Source organism: Paenibacillus amylolyticus, from assembly GCF_003719335.1.
Lineage (GTDB): Bacteria > Bacillota > Bacilli > Paenibacillales > Paenibacillaceae > Paenibacillus > Paenibacillus amylolyticus_D.
The window spans coordinates 18326-34619 of record NZ_RIAS01000009.1; the positions used below are offsets into that span (position 1 = coordinate 18326).

The 16294-nt window shown below is 48.3% G+C and carries 13 protein-coding genes; 7 read left to right on the forward strand and 6 right to left on the reverse strand.

Annotated elements, in window-relative coordinates; genetic code table 11:
* Positions 1-578 precede the first annotated feature (578 nt).
* Together EC604_RS16700 and EC604_RS16705 are read left to right on the forward strand one after the other, a co-directional pair.
* Positions 579-1568, forward strand: coding sequence for a LacI family DNA-binding transcriptional regulator (locus EC604_RS16700; RefSeq protein ID WP_123065251.1), 990 nt, complete (start codon positions 579-581; stop codon positions 1566-1568).
* A 179-nt stretch (positions 1569-1747) separates the two neighbouring features.
* Positions 1748-5146 carry a GH36-type glycosyl hydrolase domain-containing protein gene (locus tag EC604_RS16705; protein WP_123065252.1) on the forward strand — a complete coding sequence of 1133 codons (3399 nt, stop codon included), beginning with the start codon at positions 1748-1750 and terminating at the stop codon, positions 5144-5146.
* A gap of 114 nt (positions 5147-5260) precedes the next feature.
* Here the strand turns inward: EC604_RS16705 and EC604_RS16710 are convergent, their stop codons facing one another.
* Positions 5261-6334, reverse strand: a complete 1074-nt coding sequence (locus tag EC604_RS16710; RefSeq protein ID WP_123065253.1) for a methyltransferase domain-containing protein — start codon at positions 6332-6334, stop codon at positions 5261-5263.
* A 273-nt stretch (positions 6335-6607) separates the two neighbouring features.
* On the opposite strand from EC604_RS16710, the gene EC604_RS16715 reads away from it, so the two are divergent.
* Both EC604_RS16715 and EC604_RS16720 read left to right on the forward strand, forming a co-directional pair.
* Positions 6608-7105 carry a GNAT family N-acetyltransferase gene (locus tag EC604_RS16715; protein WP_123065254.1) on the forward strand — a complete coding sequence of 166 codons (498 nt, stop codon included), beginning with the start codon at positions 6608-6610 and terminating at the stop codon, positions 7103-7105.
* A gap of 52 nt (positions 7106-7157) precedes the next feature.
* Positions 7158-7946, forward strand: a complete 789-nt coding sequence (locus EC604_RS16720) for an SDR family oxidoreductase (RefSeq protein WP_123065255.1) — start codon at positions 7158-7160, stop codon at positions 7944-7946.
* 263 nt (positions 7947-8209) lie between these two features.
* Here EC604_RS16720 and EC604_RS16725 read toward each other — a convergent pair whose 3' ends face one another.
* The 3 genes from EC604_RS16725 to EC604_RS16735 all read right to left on the reverse strand — a co-directional run bounded on the left by EC604_RS16725 (position 8210) and on the right by EC604_RS16735 (position 10321).
* Positions 8210-9178 carry a hypothetical protein gene (locus EC604_RS16725; RefSeq protein WP_123065256.1) on the reverse strand — a complete coding sequence of 323 codons (969 nt, stop codon included), beginning with the start codon at positions 9176-9178 and terminating at the stop codon, positions 8210-8212.
* 302 nt (positions 9179-9480) lie between these two features.
* Complete coding sequence (locus tag EC604_RS16730; RefSeq protein ID WP_123065257.1) at positions 9481-10029, reverse strand: GNAT family N-acetyltransferase; 549 nt, start codon at positions 10027-10029, stop codon at positions 9481-9483.
* Between the two features lie 34 nt (positions 10030-10063).
* Complete coding sequence (locus EC604_RS16735) at positions 10064-10321, reverse strand: DUF2164 domain-containing protein (protein WP_090924184.1); 258 nt, start codon at positions 10319-10321, stop codon at positions 10064-10066.
* Positions 10322-10595: 274 nt separating this feature from the next.
* Here EC604_RS16735 and EC604_RS16740 point away from each other — a divergent pair, with 274 nt between their 5' ends.
* Positions 10596-12368, forward strand: coding sequence for a glutamine--tRNA ligase/YqeY domain fusion protein (locus tag EC604_RS16740; protein ID WP_123065258.1), 1773 nt, complete (start codon positions 10596-10598; stop codon positions 12366-12368).
* A gap of 468 nt (positions 12369-12836) precedes the next feature.
* Complete coding sequence (locus EC604_RS30845) at positions 12837-12968, forward strand: hypothetical protein (RefSeq protein ID WP_275670043.1); 132 nt, start codon at positions 12837-12839, stop codon at positions 12966-12968.
* Between the two features lies 1 nt (position 12969).
* Here the strand turns inward: EC604_RS30845 and EC604_RS16745 are convergent, their stop codons facing one another.
* Complete coding sequence (locus tag EC604_RS16745; RefSeq protein WP_123065259.1) at positions 12970-14208, reverse strand: MFS transporter; 1239 nt, start codon at positions 14206-14208, stop codon at positions 12970-12972.
* Positions 14209-14488: 280 nt separating this feature from the next.
* Between EC604_RS16745 and mobA the strand changes: the two genes are divergently transcribed.
* Positions 14489-15133 (forward strand): molybdenum cofactor guanylyltransferase, encoded by a 645-nt coding sequence (gene mobA / locus EC604_RS16750; protein ID WP_123065260.1) that lies wholly within the window; start codon positions 14489-14491, stop codon positions 15131-15133.
* On the opposite strand, the gene EC604_RS16755 is transcribed toward mobA, so the two are convergent.
* On the reverse strand, positions 15103-16074 hold the full coding sequence (locus EC604_RS16755) for an AraC family transcriptional regulator (RefSeq protein ID WP_123065422.1): 972 nt from the start codon (positions 16072-16074) through the stop codon (positions 15103-15105). The two genes, mobA and EC604_RS16755, sit on opposite strands and share 31 nt — an antisense overlap.
* Positions 16075-16294 lie beyond the last annotated feature (220 nt).

Sequence of the window (16294 nt, forward strand, 5' to 3'; positions counted from 1 at the left end):
ACTTTCTCCTTATTATGATTTGGAAGAGCTGTAACATGGTATCATACTTCTTGTGCAATTGATGAATTTGAACTATTATGCAGTATATATGATAAACAAGACTTCGTGGACAAGTGATCGAAAATTGTACTTATTTCTGCGAAATTAGATAAAATGGTTGAAATCGCTATCAACAGAGAATATAATGATAATGTCGAAACGTTTCAATCTAGCGTTTACGGCAGATTTACTGGATTTTGTGCAGCGAGTGATGCAAAGTTCCCATCAAAAGATGGAGCGAATTATTGCCATCGTTTCGTTTTTACACAAGCAGGGAGAAAGGGAAAACAACTCGGGATTATTTTTTTGGAAACGCCTCGAAACGTTTCGATTGTGCGTAATAAGGTAAAATGCAGAAGTGCACTTTAGGAAGCATGGGTAGAAGTGCCATGAGCGATACGCCATATGCATTATTATGAATGATAACCACGACTGGAGCAGTGAACGGGACTGCATGGTGTTGGTTTTTTATTCCATACCTGCTGTCTGATGAGATAAAATAGTAATGGAAGAGTTAAGCAAGAAGGGGCGAAAGAGGAATGGCAACGATCAAGGATGTGGCAAAGCTGGCGGGTGTAGCGCTCTCAACTGCTTCCTATGCACTGAACGGGGACAGCAAGGTTAGTGCGAAGACCAAAGCGAAGGTGCTTGAGGCAGCAAGAGAACTGAATTACCGAAAAAACGGCTTTGCCATGGATTTGAAACGGAGTCGGACCAATACCATTGCGCTGATTTTGACAGACCTGTCGGGACCGTATTACTCCGAGCTGATTCGCAGTGTGCAGGATGTAGCACTCGCGAACGGGTATGATCTTATTGCCTGCAGCTCCATGGGTGGTCGGGATTCAACAGCGGTTCGTTTTTTGCGTGAGAAGAGGGTGGACGGGGCCATTATACTGGCTCACAACATCCATGATGACATTTTGGTTGAATCTGCTGGATCACGCTTCCCGATTATTGTCATGGATCGTCAGCTGTCCGGTGATCATCTGGTCAATGTGCTGGTGGATGGTGAGCAGGGGGGATACCTTGCAACCCGTCGCTTGATAAGAGGTGGTCATAGGAACATTGCATATATCAGCGGTCCATCCAACTCCTATGATAATGCATTGCGTTACCAAGGATTCCTGCGAGCGATGCGGGAGGCTGGACTTGAAGAGAAGTCGAAGTGGCGTTTGAACGGTAATTTCGTTCGTGAGGGCGGCTTTAGTGCAACCAAGATGATGATTGTGCAGGGAGAGCTTCCATCTGCCGTATTTTACGGAAACGATGAGATGGCCATTGGCGGGTTGAAGGCATTTGAAGAGAGTGGCATCTCGGTGCCGGGAGACATTTCGATCATCGGCTTTGATGACATCCAGTTGTCCGAATATGTTCATCCGCCACTGACAACGATTCGTCAGCCGAAGCATGAGGCAGGATCACTGGCTGGACATCTTCTGTTCCAGATGTTGAATGGAGAGAGCGTTAATCCATCCTATACGTTAACCATTGATCTGGTGGAGCGCGGTTCCGTGGGTTCTTCTTAAGATCAGGACTACATAATGACGAGAAGAATGATCTGCATGCGAATGTGATGAGTTACAACAGGAGGGGTATCGTTGGAACGGGTCGGGAACGACCGGTTCAAAGGGAGCCCTATTCTTTTTCAAAAATATCGAAACGTTTCGACTGAAGGCAGTAAACTAATTTAAGGAGTGATTGAGAGATGGAAACAACCATGAATGAAACGATTCGTCTGGCAGCTGGCGAAGTCACATTTACTTTTTTGAACAGTGGAGACTTGCTTCAGGCCACTTCCGGCACAACGATGCTGAACCAGCTGCTTGGCAACCCGATCGATGGATCTTTGAATAATCTGTATCTGCGTGTACATGGGGAGAATGGGAAGATTCAATCGTTCCCGCTGCTAGGTGTGCATTCGGGCAGTCAGGTATCCACGAGCAAGTCACATGCAGACCGTCAGCTGATCTGGACAGGCAGTGTTCAACCGGACCATGCAGCACAGGCGATCCAGTATAAAGTTGTATTTACGCTTGCACCGCAAGGAATCTGGTTCTGGGATGTGAAGATTACAGGACAACAGCAGCGTGTCGATGTGGTCTATGGACAAGATGTGGGACTTGCTGATCCGGGCGCAGTGCGCAGTAACGAAGCTTATCTGTCACAATACATTGACCATACGGTATTTGAAGATGAGACAAAAGGGTATGTGGTATGCTCTCGTCAAAATCAGCCGCAGGGCGGTGTTTTCCCTTACATGCAGCAAGGCTCCCTGACGAAAACAGTGGGTTACTCTACTGATGGATTCCAGTTCTTCGGACTGTCTTACAAAGAAACCAATCAACCTGAAAGTCTGAGTCGCCCATCACTGGCAAACGAGACTTACCAGTATGAGTTCGCATATACTGCATTGCAATCCGAACTGTTGGAACTGAACGGTGAGGCACAGGTTGTTTTCTATGGACTAGCGAAGCCTAACCATGCATCGGGCATTGCTGCGCTGGAATATGGAGATGAAGTGGAAGCAGCATGGAACGAAGTTGAGGCTATGACTGCCGAGCAGGGTGATGTGCTTGAACAGGTAAAACTCTCTTCATCTTTAGGAGAACCACTGGCTGCACTCGATCTGACGCAGGAAGAGATTAACCAGCTGTATCCTGACCGTCATCAGGAAGAACACAGCGGGGATCAACTGTTATCCTTCTTTACCGAATCTTACGAGCATATCGTATTGAAAGCCAAAGAACTGCTGGTGGAGCGTCCACACGGACATATTCTGATGAGCGGTGGTAATGTAGAACTTGGAGCACAGGTTATTACAACCACCTCGTATATGTACGGAATGTTTAACTCGCAGCTTGTGATCGGCAACACCAATTTTAACAAAATGATCAGTAATGCCCGCAATGCTCTGAACGTACCGAAAACGGCTGGACAACGCGTCTATGTAGAGATCGATGGACAATATCGTCTGCTGACGATGCCGTCCCTGTTCGAGATTGGGTTTAACTATGCTCGCTGGATTTATAAAATGGAGTCCGATACACTCATCGTGACGAATTACACAACGACGCATTCTACAGAAGTACGCATGAATGTGCGCTCTACAAGTGGAAAAGCTTATCGTTACCTGGTGACGAACCAGATTACGATGAATGTGAATGAGTACGAATATCCACTGCACATGACGCAGGATGGCAGCACATTGATTTTCAAAGCTGATTCGAAGTCTCTGAGTGCAGGAACGTATCCTGAGCTGGAGTACCGCATGACGGTCGAAGGTGCCTCTGTACAAGCCGGGGACGAAACACTGCTCGCCAGCGGTGTTCGCAATGGTGCTGCTTCACTCGTAACGTTAAGTTTAGAAGAGACTGCGGAATGGACACTGAAGGTTCAGGGCGTGCTGGAAGGCCAGGCTTCTTCGGGAGCTGACACAGCAACTTCTACTCTTTCTTTTGAAGAAGAAGTACAGGCATACCGTGCGTTCTTTGCAGGTGTCATGAATGGTTTCCGTTTGTCCCGCGGCGAGAGCCAGGATGCGGAGGATTTGTTCAAAGTCAACGCGCTTGCTTGGTGGTACACCCACAATATGCTGGTTCACTACTCTGTACCTCACGGTCTGGAGCAGTATGGCGGCGCAGCATGGGGTACGCGTGATGTGTGCCAAGGTCCGGTAGAGTACTTCATGGCCACTCAAAAATATGAGCAGGTTCGCGATATCATTAAAATGGTGTACACTCACCAATACGAAGATGATGGCAACTGGCCGCAATGGTTTATGTTTGACAAATACTTCGCGATCCAACAGGAAGAAAGCCATGGCGATATCATCGTATGGCCGCTGAAAGTGCTGGCAGATTACCTGACTGCTACGCGTGATTATGCGATCTTGGACGAAAAAGTACCTTATACCGTTAAACATAGCTTCGGATTCACAGAAGAGACAGCAACGGTACTGGAGCACGCCAAAAAAGAGATCGAATATATCCGTGCACACTTCCTGCACGATACGTTCCTGTCCTCCTACGGAGATGGAGACTGGGATGATACCCTCCAGCCAGCCAATGCACAGCTCAAGCAATACATGGTGAGCAGCTGGACGGTAGCTCTGACATATCAGTCCGTGAATGTGCTGTCACAGGCATTGAAGTCGAAAGACGAAGCTTTTGCGCAGGAGCTTGCCGAACTGGCACAGGGTATCCGCGAGGACTTCAACCGTTACATGCTGGGCACGGATGTGATTCCAGGCTTTGTGTACATGGAAGAGGCGGATCAGGCGAAGCTGATGCTGCATCCGACAGACACGGAGACGGGCATTCAATACCGCCTGCTGCCAATGACGCGCAGCATGATCGGTGAACTGCTGAACGCAGAACAGGCTGAGGCACACTATGCACTCATTCGTGAGCAGTTCCTCTGCCCGGATGGCGTACGTCTGATGAACCGTCCGGCGCAATATGCTGGCGGCGTGAGCACACACTTCAAACGTGCAGAGCAAGCGTCCAACTTCGGACGTGAGATCGGTTTGCAATACGTGCATGCCCACATCCGTTATGTGGAAGCGATGGCGAAGCTGGGTAAAACGGATCAAGTGTGGAACGGACTGGCGATGATCAACCCGGTGGGAATCCGCGAGGTTGTGCCTAACGCGGAGATTCGCCAAGCGAACGCGTACTTCAGTAGTTCGGACGGTAAGTTCAATACCCGTTACGAGGCACAGGAACATTTTGACCAGCTTCGCAAAGGGACGGTAGAGGTAAAAGGCGGATGGAGAATCTACTCCAGCGGCCCTGGAATCTACATGAACCAGCTGATCTCGAATGCACTCGGTATTCGTCAGGAAGGCGGTAATCTGGTCATTGACCCGGTACTGCCAGCTGAACTGAACGGCATGCAATTCGAATTTGAATATGCAGGCGAGCCGGTGACGTTTATCTATCACCTGAATGAGGGATCTGTCAGCCGTGTAACGGTGAATGACAAGGACATTCAAGGTGAGCGTACAGCAAACCGTTATCGTCAAGGCGGGGTACGCATCTCACTGGATGCGTTCAAAGAAGCAAGCGGCGCGGCTGAGCGTACTGTGGTTGATATTTATATGTAAAATAGCCATCTGCTGTACTCCAGCAAGACCAGCAATAAGAGCCAACCTCCTCTCGGAGAGTTGGCTCTTTCCTATATACTGCGTGTTGCGCCGGAGGTAGTTGTTAGATACCTGCTATTTCAGCGGAACCGCAAGTACTGTATGTAGTAATTCATTATGACGGACTTGCTTGGTCTCGTAGCCCAGGTGGGTCAGCCGGTAGCATAATTCGTCCAGCATTGGGAAATGGCGCTCGCGCAGTGCTCGTTGCTGTTCTGTATCTCCAGACGCGGCGGCGAGTCTCTTATAAGCGTCACGATGGGTGGAATCCGTAAACATCAGGTCGGTGAGACAGATTCTGCTCGTGCCGCTGGCTTTGAGCACACGCTGGATTTCTTCCAAAGCGAGCTGCTGCTGATCCGGGCCTAGATGATGAAAGGCAAAGCTGGATACAACGAAGTCAAAGGACTGATCCGCAAAAGGCAAGGCTAGAAAATTACCAAGCTTCACCTGTATCTGAGGATACTTGAGGCGGCATGTTCGCAGCATTTCCCGTGATTGATCAATCCCGGTCATGACAGCACCCTGATGCAGCATTCTGCCAGCCAGATTGCCTGTCCCAGTGCCAATATCCAGTCCGTGTTCTCCAGGTACAGGAGAGATCCACTGCACGGTGTGTGCTAAGGCTTCATCATAATTGTGGTACAGGTTGAAAGGTTTGTCTGGTTGTGGCGACTCTATCTGAACCCGCTGATCATGGATAGCAGCTTGTTTATCATAATTCCAGCGGTCGTGCCAATTTTGTCTTGCTTCACGCAGACGGCGTGCGCTATCCGCGAGATCGTGAAGATGGCTGACGTCAAGTGTTCCGTCCTGGCGGTTCAGATCGATCATTCGCTGGGTCGTATCCATCATACGTTTTAATTCCACCCACTGGGCATACATCACCGCTTGCTGTAACTCCAGATATTCCTCCAGTCCCTGCTGATTGCCTTGATCGATCTCGGCGAGTGCATGGGTGATATCCTGCAGAGACATGCCAATCTCGCGCAGCGCTGCAATCGTCTGCAAACGCCATATATCATTCTCCGTATAGGTGCGGTATCCGTTGCTGACCTGCTTGGCAGGTTGAATTAACCCTTTTTCCTCATAAAAACGAATGGCTCTTGCGGAAATTCCCAGCCGGGAAGCGGCTTCTTTGATATTCAATCCGGTGCACCTCCTTACGATGTGGAACCTTTATTTACACAGATACAATGGAACAAGTATAAACCATGACGTTACGGCAAGGTGAAGTGATTTTTCGAAGTACACGGTCATCAAACCGAAGCGGAATTTTAGTCCACCCGGTGGCTATGCTACAATAGATAACAGAATAAAGGCGCACGAAAAGATAGCGTAATGAGGCCAGGGAAAAGGATATTTAAATGAAGGTGAAAGAAAAAGATTTGTGAATGAAGATATACGAAAGGTTGAATCAGCATGCTTACCAGTCATACGTATCACATTCGTGCTTCTGAGATGAAAGACGCTAACCAGCTGATGGAGCTGGATATGCTGGTCTGGAATGCGTCCACCTCGCCTGCGCCGATGCAATGGCGGTCCAGACAGCAGTATTTGCAATATTGTCCACCAGGCAGTCAGTTGATTGCAGTGCAAGAGGATCAGGTATGCGGATACGTCGGATTTCATCCCCCTACAGGGATGCCAGTGAATCGGCATGTCTATGAAATCCATATTGCTGTTCACCCGGACTTTCGCCGCTCTGGTGTAGCAACAGCTCTAATGAAAGCGATGAAGCAGCATGCACTGGAGCAAGGCATTCGTAAGCTCAGATTGCGTGTATTATCGAGCAATCCGGGAGCAGTTGCTTTCTACGAACAATGTGGGTTTGTAACCGAGGGCAGGCTTGTTTCCGAGTTCAGAATCGGTGGCAGGGATGTGGACGACATTTTAATGGCTTATTTTATTAATGCATAAACGGTTAGACGGATGTGTAGGGGAACAAACTCGGCATAGGGAGGAATAAACAATGGATATGGGACTTCGCGGTAAAAAAGCACTCGTGCTGGCCTCCAGTCGAGGCCTAGGCAAAGCAGTTGCGGCACAGTTGGCACTGGAAGGTGCAGATGTGATGCTGGCCAGTCGGAGCGAGGACAAGCTCGCTGCCGTCCAAAAAGAATTGCTTGCCCTTGGCGGCGGCGGGCGTGTCGAATATGTCGCAACGGATGTAACACGCAAGGAGGACATTGCAGCACTGATTCAGAAGACAGCTGAGCAACTTGGGCAGATCGACATTCTGGTTAACAATTCTGGCGGTCCACCTTCCGGTACGTTTGAGTCGCTGACAGACGAGGACTGGGAGCGAGCTTTTGAACTGAACATGCTTAGTTATGTGAGGCTGATTCGGGGCGTGCTTCCGTATATGAAGACAAACGGAGGACATATCGTCAACATTGCCTCCACATCGGTGAAACAGCCTATTCCGGGTCTGATTCTATCCAATACGTTCCGTACGGGTGTGTTTGGTCTTGCCAAAACGCTCTCTCAGGAGCTTGCACCTTACGGTATTCTGATTAATACTGTATCCCCTGGACGTATCGCAACAGATCGGATTCGTGAGCTGGATACGGCGCGGGCAGAACAGAACGGGGTCAGTGAGGACGAGATCGCTGAGCAATTCCGCAAGGAGATACCACTGGGACGTTATGGTAAGCCGGAGGAATTCGCCAAAGCTGTTGTATTTCTGTTATCCGGTGCAAACACCTACATTACCGGAACGTCATTAATTGTGGATGGTGGTATGGTGCGCGCGCTCTAAAAGACGATGTACCTGATAATCATTAAAGCCCCTCCTTCACCGCTACAGACAGCGTGGGAAGGAGGGGCTTGGCGTGGAAAGAATTCTGTAGGATGCGGAGATAAGGGGTATCCGTCTTATGCTCTGCTTGTGAACTGTTTATCGTTCTTGGTTTTGCCTGAAAATCAGGCTAGTGGCACAAGATGTATTTATAACGTTTCATTAAGCAATATCTGGTCGAATAGTTGGGTTACACAGGGTTTTTACTAAGATCAGAGGGTTGGTTACGCAGGATCTTTAATAAGATCAGAAGTGCTCGTTCCTGATTTATCTGTCATACCCGCTTTGTCTGGTTTGTCGTTCTTCTTCAAAGGTTTAATTGGAGCGCCGGACTCGTCTTTCACACGAGCTCCATGGTGATGCTCGGGTCGATCGGTTGGTCGTGTGCCATTAACAAGGTCTGTGATGCGCCCGGTCAGGTCGGCGACCCGCTCATCATACTGAGTCTGTGTAATTTTACCATCCTTCAACTCTTGCTGCAGATCGGCTGTTCTATCGGTTGCGAGCTGCTGAATAAGGGTTTGCACGTTTACCTTCTGAGTAGAGGCAATCTCTGCGAGGGTATCCCCTTTTTTGAGTGATGAAGTTAACTCATTGGTGGTTACTCCAAGTAAAGACGCAAGCTTGTCTAGGTTGCGATCAACTTCAGGGCCAAACCCCCGTCCAGGCAAACCCATTCCAGGCGCAGGTTGTTCTGGTTTTTTCGCGCGTAATGCGGATGGTTTTTCTTTTACCAGTTCACTCACACGTTCCGTTAGGGCGGCTAAACGCTCATCATACTGAGTTTGAGTAATCTTGGAGTCGGTAAGTTGCTGCTGCAGTTCCTTTTTCTCCGTGGCAACAAGTGTATCAATAAGCGTCTGTGTCTCAACATTTTTCGCAACAGCAATTTCCGCAAGGGACTGGTCTGCTTGAAGGGCTTCTTTTAACTCATCTTTAGTTATACCCAGCACAGAGAGTACTTTCTCAGCATGGGGGCCGAACCAAGGCCCAAGTCCTCTTTCGGCTTCACCAGGCGGTTTTAATATATGGGAACCTATTGGAGCAGTGTTTTTGTTTTGGAGTGCATCGGATGCTTTCGCCGCAGGGTCTGCATGAACCGCAGTCGTTGCCACCAAGCCCCCGCCAAGTGCAAGTGTTAAAGCTAAAGCGCTGGTTACTTTAACTGCTTTTGATGATGTGGTTTTCTTCATCCGTGATCATCCTTCTTCCTGTATAGAGTTTGTGGTGTTAATCCACAACGCTATCTTAGGCACCAAGCATGAAGCAGAGATGAGTTCAACCTTAAGGGGAAGTAAAAAATGGTGCTTTATCCACAATAACCCCTCATCTGTGGTAAGTGTGCGTGTCACAGACGTGGGGCAAGCGGATGAAGGCGATATATAATGTGTTTCAGTGTGATTGAGTGTACTTTGATATACTTCGGTTGATTAGGATGTACTTTATTTATGAAAATGTTATACAAGTTCGATGATGTCCATTATGTAAGGCTATTTTATCGCAAAAGTTCCCATTCATGCTGTAACATGCCGTATACCGCATGATTGACGTATCCTTTCGGCAGTTTTTCTGCCTGACGGATAACACCTTCAAGAACGAAGCCCAGGCGTTCGGGAATGGCACGGCTACGCTTGTTGTTGGTAGCACAGCGAATCTCGACCCGGTTCAGGTCCAGTGTCACGAGGGCGTAATCGACCAAGACACGGCAGGCGCTGGTCATCAGGCCTTGTCCTTCGAACCCTTTGCCAAGCCAGTATCCGATGCTTACGGAACGGCTCGTCCAGTTAATCTCTTGGAAACCGATAATACCTGCCAGTTCTCCTTTTAACCAGATGCCGGCTGTGAAACCGCCGTTCTCCGCAGCTTGTTTTAACGCGCCTGTGATAAAGCTCGATGTATGTTCAATCTCGGTCACCTGATCTACCCAAGGCAGCCAATGTCTAAGTTGATCACGGGAACGATCGGTCAGTTCAAACAGCGGTTTGGTGTGCTCCATCAGAAGCGGGCGAAGCTCTGTATATTCATCCAATGAATAGGTAAACATGATTGCAACCTTCTTTCTTTATATAATAGGTAGATTAGCGGGGAGGACGGGGCAATTTGCGCTCCAGGGCAAACAGATCCTCTTCCATGGAGGCCATGCGCTGGTTTACCGTTGTGCGTGCGTCACTGAGTGCCTGATTATATATGTAGGGAGCAAGCTGTGTCATAAACAGATCGAGGACGCCCCATGCCGCCAGATCACCCAACTCTTCGCCGCGTTCCTCTTCAAAATACGACTGGATCGTGCGGATGGCTTCATCCTGCTGTTCTTTGGTCAGTTTTAGCGCGTTCACTTGGGAAACCCTCCCTTAAAATTAGTTTTACTCATATGCTACATGATTCGTGCGAACTCGTCAAAATGGTATTGGACCTAACTTGAATCGGGTGACGTATGCGTTTGATCCCGATTTTGATGCTGTTATTTATTGAACTCCTTCCCCGTTAAAGGTATATTTAAATGAAACGCGTACGAAACTTTCCATGAAAGAAGATATTTTCAGGAAATGGTTTCGTCATTAAGGAATTTTACCCGGAATTGCTGTACTATTTGCAAGCTCCAATCCATTCATGAAAGGTTTGATAACTGTGGACAACCGATTCACAACCCCACCTAACTTTATTAAAAATATCATTACCGAAGACCTCCGGTCGGGCAAAGTCCAGGAAGTTATTACCCGTTTTCCACCGGAACCGAACGGTTATCTGCATATTGGTCATGCGAAGGCGATCTGGATCAACTTTACGCTGGGCGGCGAGTTCGGCGGCAAGACGAATCTGCGCTTTGATGACACGAATCCTGTGAAGGAAGACGTGGAGTACGTGAACTCCATCCAGGAAGACGTGAAATGGCTCGGATACGAGTGGAACGAGAAACGTTTTGCCTCGGATTATTTCGATGAGATGTACAACCGTGCGGTCTTGCTTATTCAAAAAGGTAAAGCCTACGTCGACGATCAAAGCGCCGACGAAATCCGTCAAATGCGCGGAACGCTGACCGAACCGGGCAAAAACAGCCCGTACCGCGAGCGTTCGGTGGAAGAGAATCTCGATCTGTTCACACGGATGCGTGCAGGCGAATTCAAAAACGGAGAGAGAGTACTGCGTGCCAAGATCGATATGGCTTCGCCTAACATCAACCTGCGTGATCCGGTGATCTACCGTATCTCTCATGCACACCACCATAACACGGGCGACAAATGGTGTATCTACCCGATGTATGCATTTGCGCATCCGCTCGAAGATGCCATTGAAGGCGTAACTCACTCCCTGTGTTCCCTGGAGTTTGAGGATCAACGTCCATTCTATGATTGGGTCATCGCGGAATGTGAGATGGAGAGTCAGCCGCGTCAGTATGAATTCGGCCGTCTGAACCTGTCGCAGATGGTAACGAGCAAACGAAAGCTGAAGCTGCTTGTGGACGAAGGCCATGTCGATGGCTGGGATGATCCGCGCATGCCGACGATTTCGGGGCTGCGCCGCCGGGGATATACACCGGAAGCGATTCGTGATTTTGTATACGAAACAGGCATTTCCAAAAACTATGGTGTCATTGATCTGCAAACGCTGGAGCACTTTGTTCGTGAGGATCTGAAACTGAAAGCTCCGCGCACCATGGCTGTGCTGCACCCGCTCAAAGTGGTTATTACCAACTATCCTGAGGGACAAGTGGAATGGCTGGAAGCGGAGAATAACGTGGAAAATCCGGAGATGGGCAACCGCCAAATTCCGTTCTCCCGCGAGATTTATATCGAGCAAGACGACTTTATGGAAAATCCACCGAACAAATACTTCCGTTTGTTCCCTGGCAACGAAGTTCGTTTGAAACATGCCTACTTCATTAAATGTAATGACGTCATCAAGGATGCAGACGGTAATGTCGTTGAGATTCATTGCACCTATGATGTAGAAACGAAGAGCGGAAGCGGCTTTACAGGACGTAAAGTGAAAGGCACGATTCACTGGGTAGAAGCAACGCAAGCGGTACCCGCGGAATTCCGTTTGTACGAGCCGTTGATTTCGGCAGATGCACCGGAAGCGGAAGCGGAGGCAGAAGTGGAAGCTGCTGTAGCAGGGGCTGAGATGGAGGCGGATGTGACTGGTGCTGGAGCAGAAGCAGTGGAGCAACCGGAAAAAACGTTCCTGGATCAGTTGAATCCCAATTCGCTTGAGATCGTTCACGGTTACGTTGAGCAAGAGATGAAAGAAGCACAACCGCAGGACAAGTTCCAATTTTTCCGTCACGGTTACTTCAGTGTTGATCCGAAACACTCCGAACCAGGCCGTCCGGTATTCAACCGGGTTGTATCGCTGAAAAGCTCGTTCCAATTGCCTAAGGCATAAGGCAGATACACGAGGATACGAGATGAGGTAGACATACAAGAGCGTGAGATAGACACACAAGAGCATGAGATAGACACACAAGAGCATTAGATAGACGTAGAATAGTAGCATGAGACAGAGCTGGTGGGTAAACCTACGTTAGCCACGACTTTCATCTGTCGAATGCTTGAAGGGTTCGGATTAGAGCACGAAGTTTTGAGACTAACAAGCTGCATAAGCATTAAAAAGGGGCGTTCCTTCATCCTTAAGATGACGGGACGCCCTTCTTGTGATTTTTCCGATATAAAGGAACCGTCTTTCATTATGGAATGCAAATTACTCTAACGATCACAGGAAACGCTATTTACCCGATTTTCGGCACTTTTGAATTCTAATGATCACCAGAAGCCTTATTTCTGTCTAAAACGAGGAAAACAGGGTGAAAAGACTGCATTTTCAAGAAATAAGCTCCGTACGGATCGTTAGAATATGAAACGTCTAGAAATGGCTCAAATAAGCTTCCTGGTGATCGTTAGCCGCAAAACGACCGCGGAGCGTAAAGCGATAGAACAGTGTATAGAACCGTGGTCTGGTCATCATTGTGTTCGTTCAGGTCAATAGCCTACTTGTCTTCATCCATATTGCCCATCTCGGTCAGCACCGTTGGCTGGTACCCATTACGACGGTTCCACAGCCACATGATAGCAAAACCAGTCGCGCCAACGAGGGAAAAGAAGACACCGATGCTGTACATCACCTCTGCACCGAAGCTTTGGAATAGCCAACCGCCAAACAGGCCGGCAATGACGCCGGAGAGACCACCCCAAGCCATCGTATATACCGCTTGCCCGGAGGAGCGATAAGGCCGTGGAATAAACAACATCGTCAGTTGTGTGCCCACATAGAAATAACCCCCAAAGGTGACCGAGTGCATGAGCTGAATAAAGACAACCTCCATCGGGTTGTTAGCCAGCGCCATGAGCTGCCAGCGCAGGGCAAACAGCAGACTAATTAAAATCAGAGAGCCCAGTAGTATACTCATTTTGCGTTTCAACAGCCGATCCAGCAACAGGAACACACCCACTTCGAGAATAGAGGATGTGAAGATGGCCCAGCCGACCATCTGTTTGTCGCCGCCCATCTCTACAATATAAAGCGACATAAATGTACTGTTCATGGCATTGGGTACCGAAACAAGCACACCAAGACCGATAAAAATCATAAAATACGGATTAAACATCACTTTGCCGAACCTACGGAACGTCACAATCGGGGTATCGGAAGCAATGGGCTGCCTTGGCAAGAGTACAGAAAATATAAACGCTACAGCAATCATACATGCAAAAATAATGGATACACTGCTCACGCCAAAACGGTCAATAACCGGCCCGGCAGCAACTGCAGTCAGCGCCCAACCGAGAGAGCCCCAGAGCCGAAATGACCCGAACTTCTGACCTGTACCGTCAATATAACCAAGAATCAAACTATTGGTCTGAGCGAATAAGGGGCTTTGGAAAAAATAAAAGAAAATCATGGCGACATAGATCCATGCATATGAGGGCGCGTAAAATACACCCTGTGCAAGCACAAAGGTGCCTCCCATCATCATCATTAGCACAATACGGATATTGCGTGATTTATCGCTCCAAAATCCCCAGAATGGATTGGCAAACAGAGATACAAAAGGACCAATGGCCATGAGGCTGCCGATCTCCAGTTTGGTCATGCCAATCTCTTGAAGATAGAGCTGCAGGAATCCGGCAAAGATCGAAATGGCTCCGTAGATGAAAAAGTTATATAGTTTCAGAGAGGTCAGCGAGGAGGTGCCTCTCACAGGTGCAGATCTGTCCAATTGAGCCATTCCTTTCCGAATCGAATCATATTGTTCAATGTATCATTTGTTGAAAGGGGATTCAACGTATAGAATATATGAATTAAAGGTATGTCCTGAGGTATGTCTTACTCCCAAAACGGATGTAACGAAATGTAGGATATGGATGCGTGCTTTATAAGTTCGGTGTAGATTTAGGGTATGGAGTTGATTTGCAATGTATCGGTCGACTTCTGATATATGATTCGGAGTTTCATAAATATTTTACACAAATATATAACTCAGGTTCTTACGGGAAGAGGAGAGAACTATGGATGCTAATAAATGGACCGGCATTATATTGGCAGGTGGACTATCCAGCCGAATGGGAACGAACAAAGCACTGCTCGAACTGAACGGCTCAGCTGTGTTAACTCATATAAGCAATGCGATCAGGCCCGCCGTATCCCGAATTGTAGTTGCAACAGGTTCGAACGAAGCAATCTACAACGCACAGGGGGATAAGGATTTCGAATGCGTAAAGGATGTTTACCCCGGGAAGGGACCACTTGCCGGGCTTCACGCAGCACTCAGTGCTTCTCGTACAGATTGGAACTTGGTCAGTGCTTGCGACATGCCGCTGCTGCAAACTTCTTTTTTCAATGGAATGAAGATAATCGCAGAACAGTATCCAACAAGCAGTGCCATCGTTCCCCGTGTAGAAGAACGTACTCATCCACTTGCCGGAGTTTACCACAAACGTGTACTTCCCGAGCTAGAGCAGTGCCTTATGCATGACCGGCTGCGTGTCATTCGCTGGCTGGACGAGATCGGTGGCCATGTTGTCGAAATAAACGAACTGGAGCACGCGGGCATCGAGCACGCCGCACTGCAACTGAGCAATATGAACACCCCGGAAGAATTCGAAAATATACGTATTCGTCTTCAGCGTTCCAAGTTTCCTTCTGAAAGTTGAGAAACGGAATCCCGGCTGTTCTCTGCATGCTGATTCCGATAGAGCAGAGGGCTTTGCCCTGTCCAGCGTTTGAATTGTCTGCTGAAATGTGATAAGTGGGTGTAACCGAGTTTTATCGCAATCTCCCCAAGCGAAAGATCAGGTTGCTCTATCAGCATTTTGGCCTCCTGTAATTTCAGTTTAGACAGATAGGCCCGCGGAGAATGACCAAATACTTTGCGAAAGACCTGCAAACCATATCCCGGACTGATGCCAAACGACGCAATGATTTGCTCGACTTTGACCGAAGATACATTGCCATCCCTTGATCGCAGCTGGGCATGGAAAGCCTGCTTGATCGCTTCGGCGATCGCTCCCGCGTAATGCATGGCTGTCGGAGCAGGAGCGTGAGCAGCATCAACCGAAAGGGCGGATGCGGGTGCATTCTCTGCTGCTTGAGATAACAGCGCGAACAGTTCAAACATCCGTGCTTGCATGAGTAATTTGTCTGTGGATGAATAAGCCTCGGCCGTATTAATCATGCTCATCCAGCTTTCAAGCACAGCTCTTATTTTCATATTATCTCCCATACCTGCAGCATAGATTCTGCTGCGCTGGGACATCAGTTTTAAGGTGAATACCGGATCATCCACGTTAAAATGTGCGCTAAAATAGGTCATGCCTTCCGCAGAGATGCATGTATTAGTATGTTTGAATCCTGGCGGAATGAGCAGAATAGAGCCTTCGTCCACCGTATACGTGTAGCCATGAATGATACTCTCCTGCGTGCCCTGAATGATCAAAATGATCTCAAAGCCGGGATGTGTCTCCTCAGGCATAGCCCACCCATATGGAACTTGCTGGCTATGAGCGCCATAAAATTTGATGTTACAATCAATTATCGGAAGCCAGTGTGCCAGCGTATGGTATGGCATCTCTCGCAGCTGCGAACGGTTATCCATGACATTCACCTCGGAAAAGGGTAAAAAATACTCGCCTTGTGCCATCGGCACGCTGCATGCACTTCATTATAATCAGTTTAACGCGGACATCCTAATATATAGGGATATGCAAGCGTATCAACAGATACTGAACAACGAATAAAACGATACTAGCAATAATGTAAACGCTACCATTAGAAGTGGGAACATGTCAACTTATCTTATACACTCAAAGGAGACT

What these genes read in the sequence shown, in the direction of transcription:
- EC604_RS16700 (WP_123065251.1), top strand. Translation starts at nt 579, where the DNA reads ATGGCAACGATCAAGGATGTGGCAAAGCTGGCGGGTGTAGCGCTCTCA.
- EC604_RS16705 (WP_123065252.1), top strand. Translation starts at nt 1,748, where the DNA reads ATGGAAACAACCATGAATGAAACGATTCGTCTGGCAGCTGGCGAAGTC.
- EC604_RS16715 (WP_123065254.1), top strand. Translation starts at nt 6,608, where the DNA reads ATGCTTACCAGTCATACGTATCACATTCGTGCTTCTGAGATGAAAGAC.
- EC604_RS16720 (WP_123065255.1), top strand. Translation starts at nt 7,158, where the DNA reads ATGGATATGGGACTTCGCGGTAAAAAAGCACTCGTGCTGGCCTCCAGT.
- EC604_RS16725 (WP_123065256.1), bottom strand. Translation starts at nt 9,178, where the DNA reads ATGAAGAAAACCACATCATCAAAAGCAGTTAAAGTAACCAGCGCTTTA.
- EC604_RS16730 (WP_123065257.1), bottom strand. Translation starts at nt 10,029, where the DNA reads ATGTTTACCTATTCATTGGATGAATATACAGAGCTTCGCCCGCTTCTG.
- EC604_RS16740 (WP_123065258.1), top strand. Translation starts at nt 10,596, where the DNA reads ATGAAAGGTTTGATAACTGTGGACAACCGATTCACAACCCCACCTAAC.
- EC604_RS30845 (WP_275670043.1), top strand. Translation starts at nt 12,837, where the DNA reads ATGAAACGTCTAGAAATGGCTCAAATAAGCTTCCTGGTGATCGTTAGC.
- EC604_RS16745 (WP_123065259.1), bottom strand. Translation starts at nt 14,208, where the DNA reads ATGGCTCAATTGGACAGATCTGCACCTGTGAGAGGCACCTCCTCGCTG.
- mobA (WP_123065260.1), top strand. Translation starts at nt 14,489, where the DNA reads ATGGATGCTAATAAATGGACCGGCATTATATTGGCAGGTGGACTATCC.
- EC604_RS16755 (WP_123065422.1), bottom strand. Translation starts at nt 16,074, where the DNA reads ATGGATAACCGTTCGCAGCTGCGAGAGATGCCATACCATACGCTGGCA.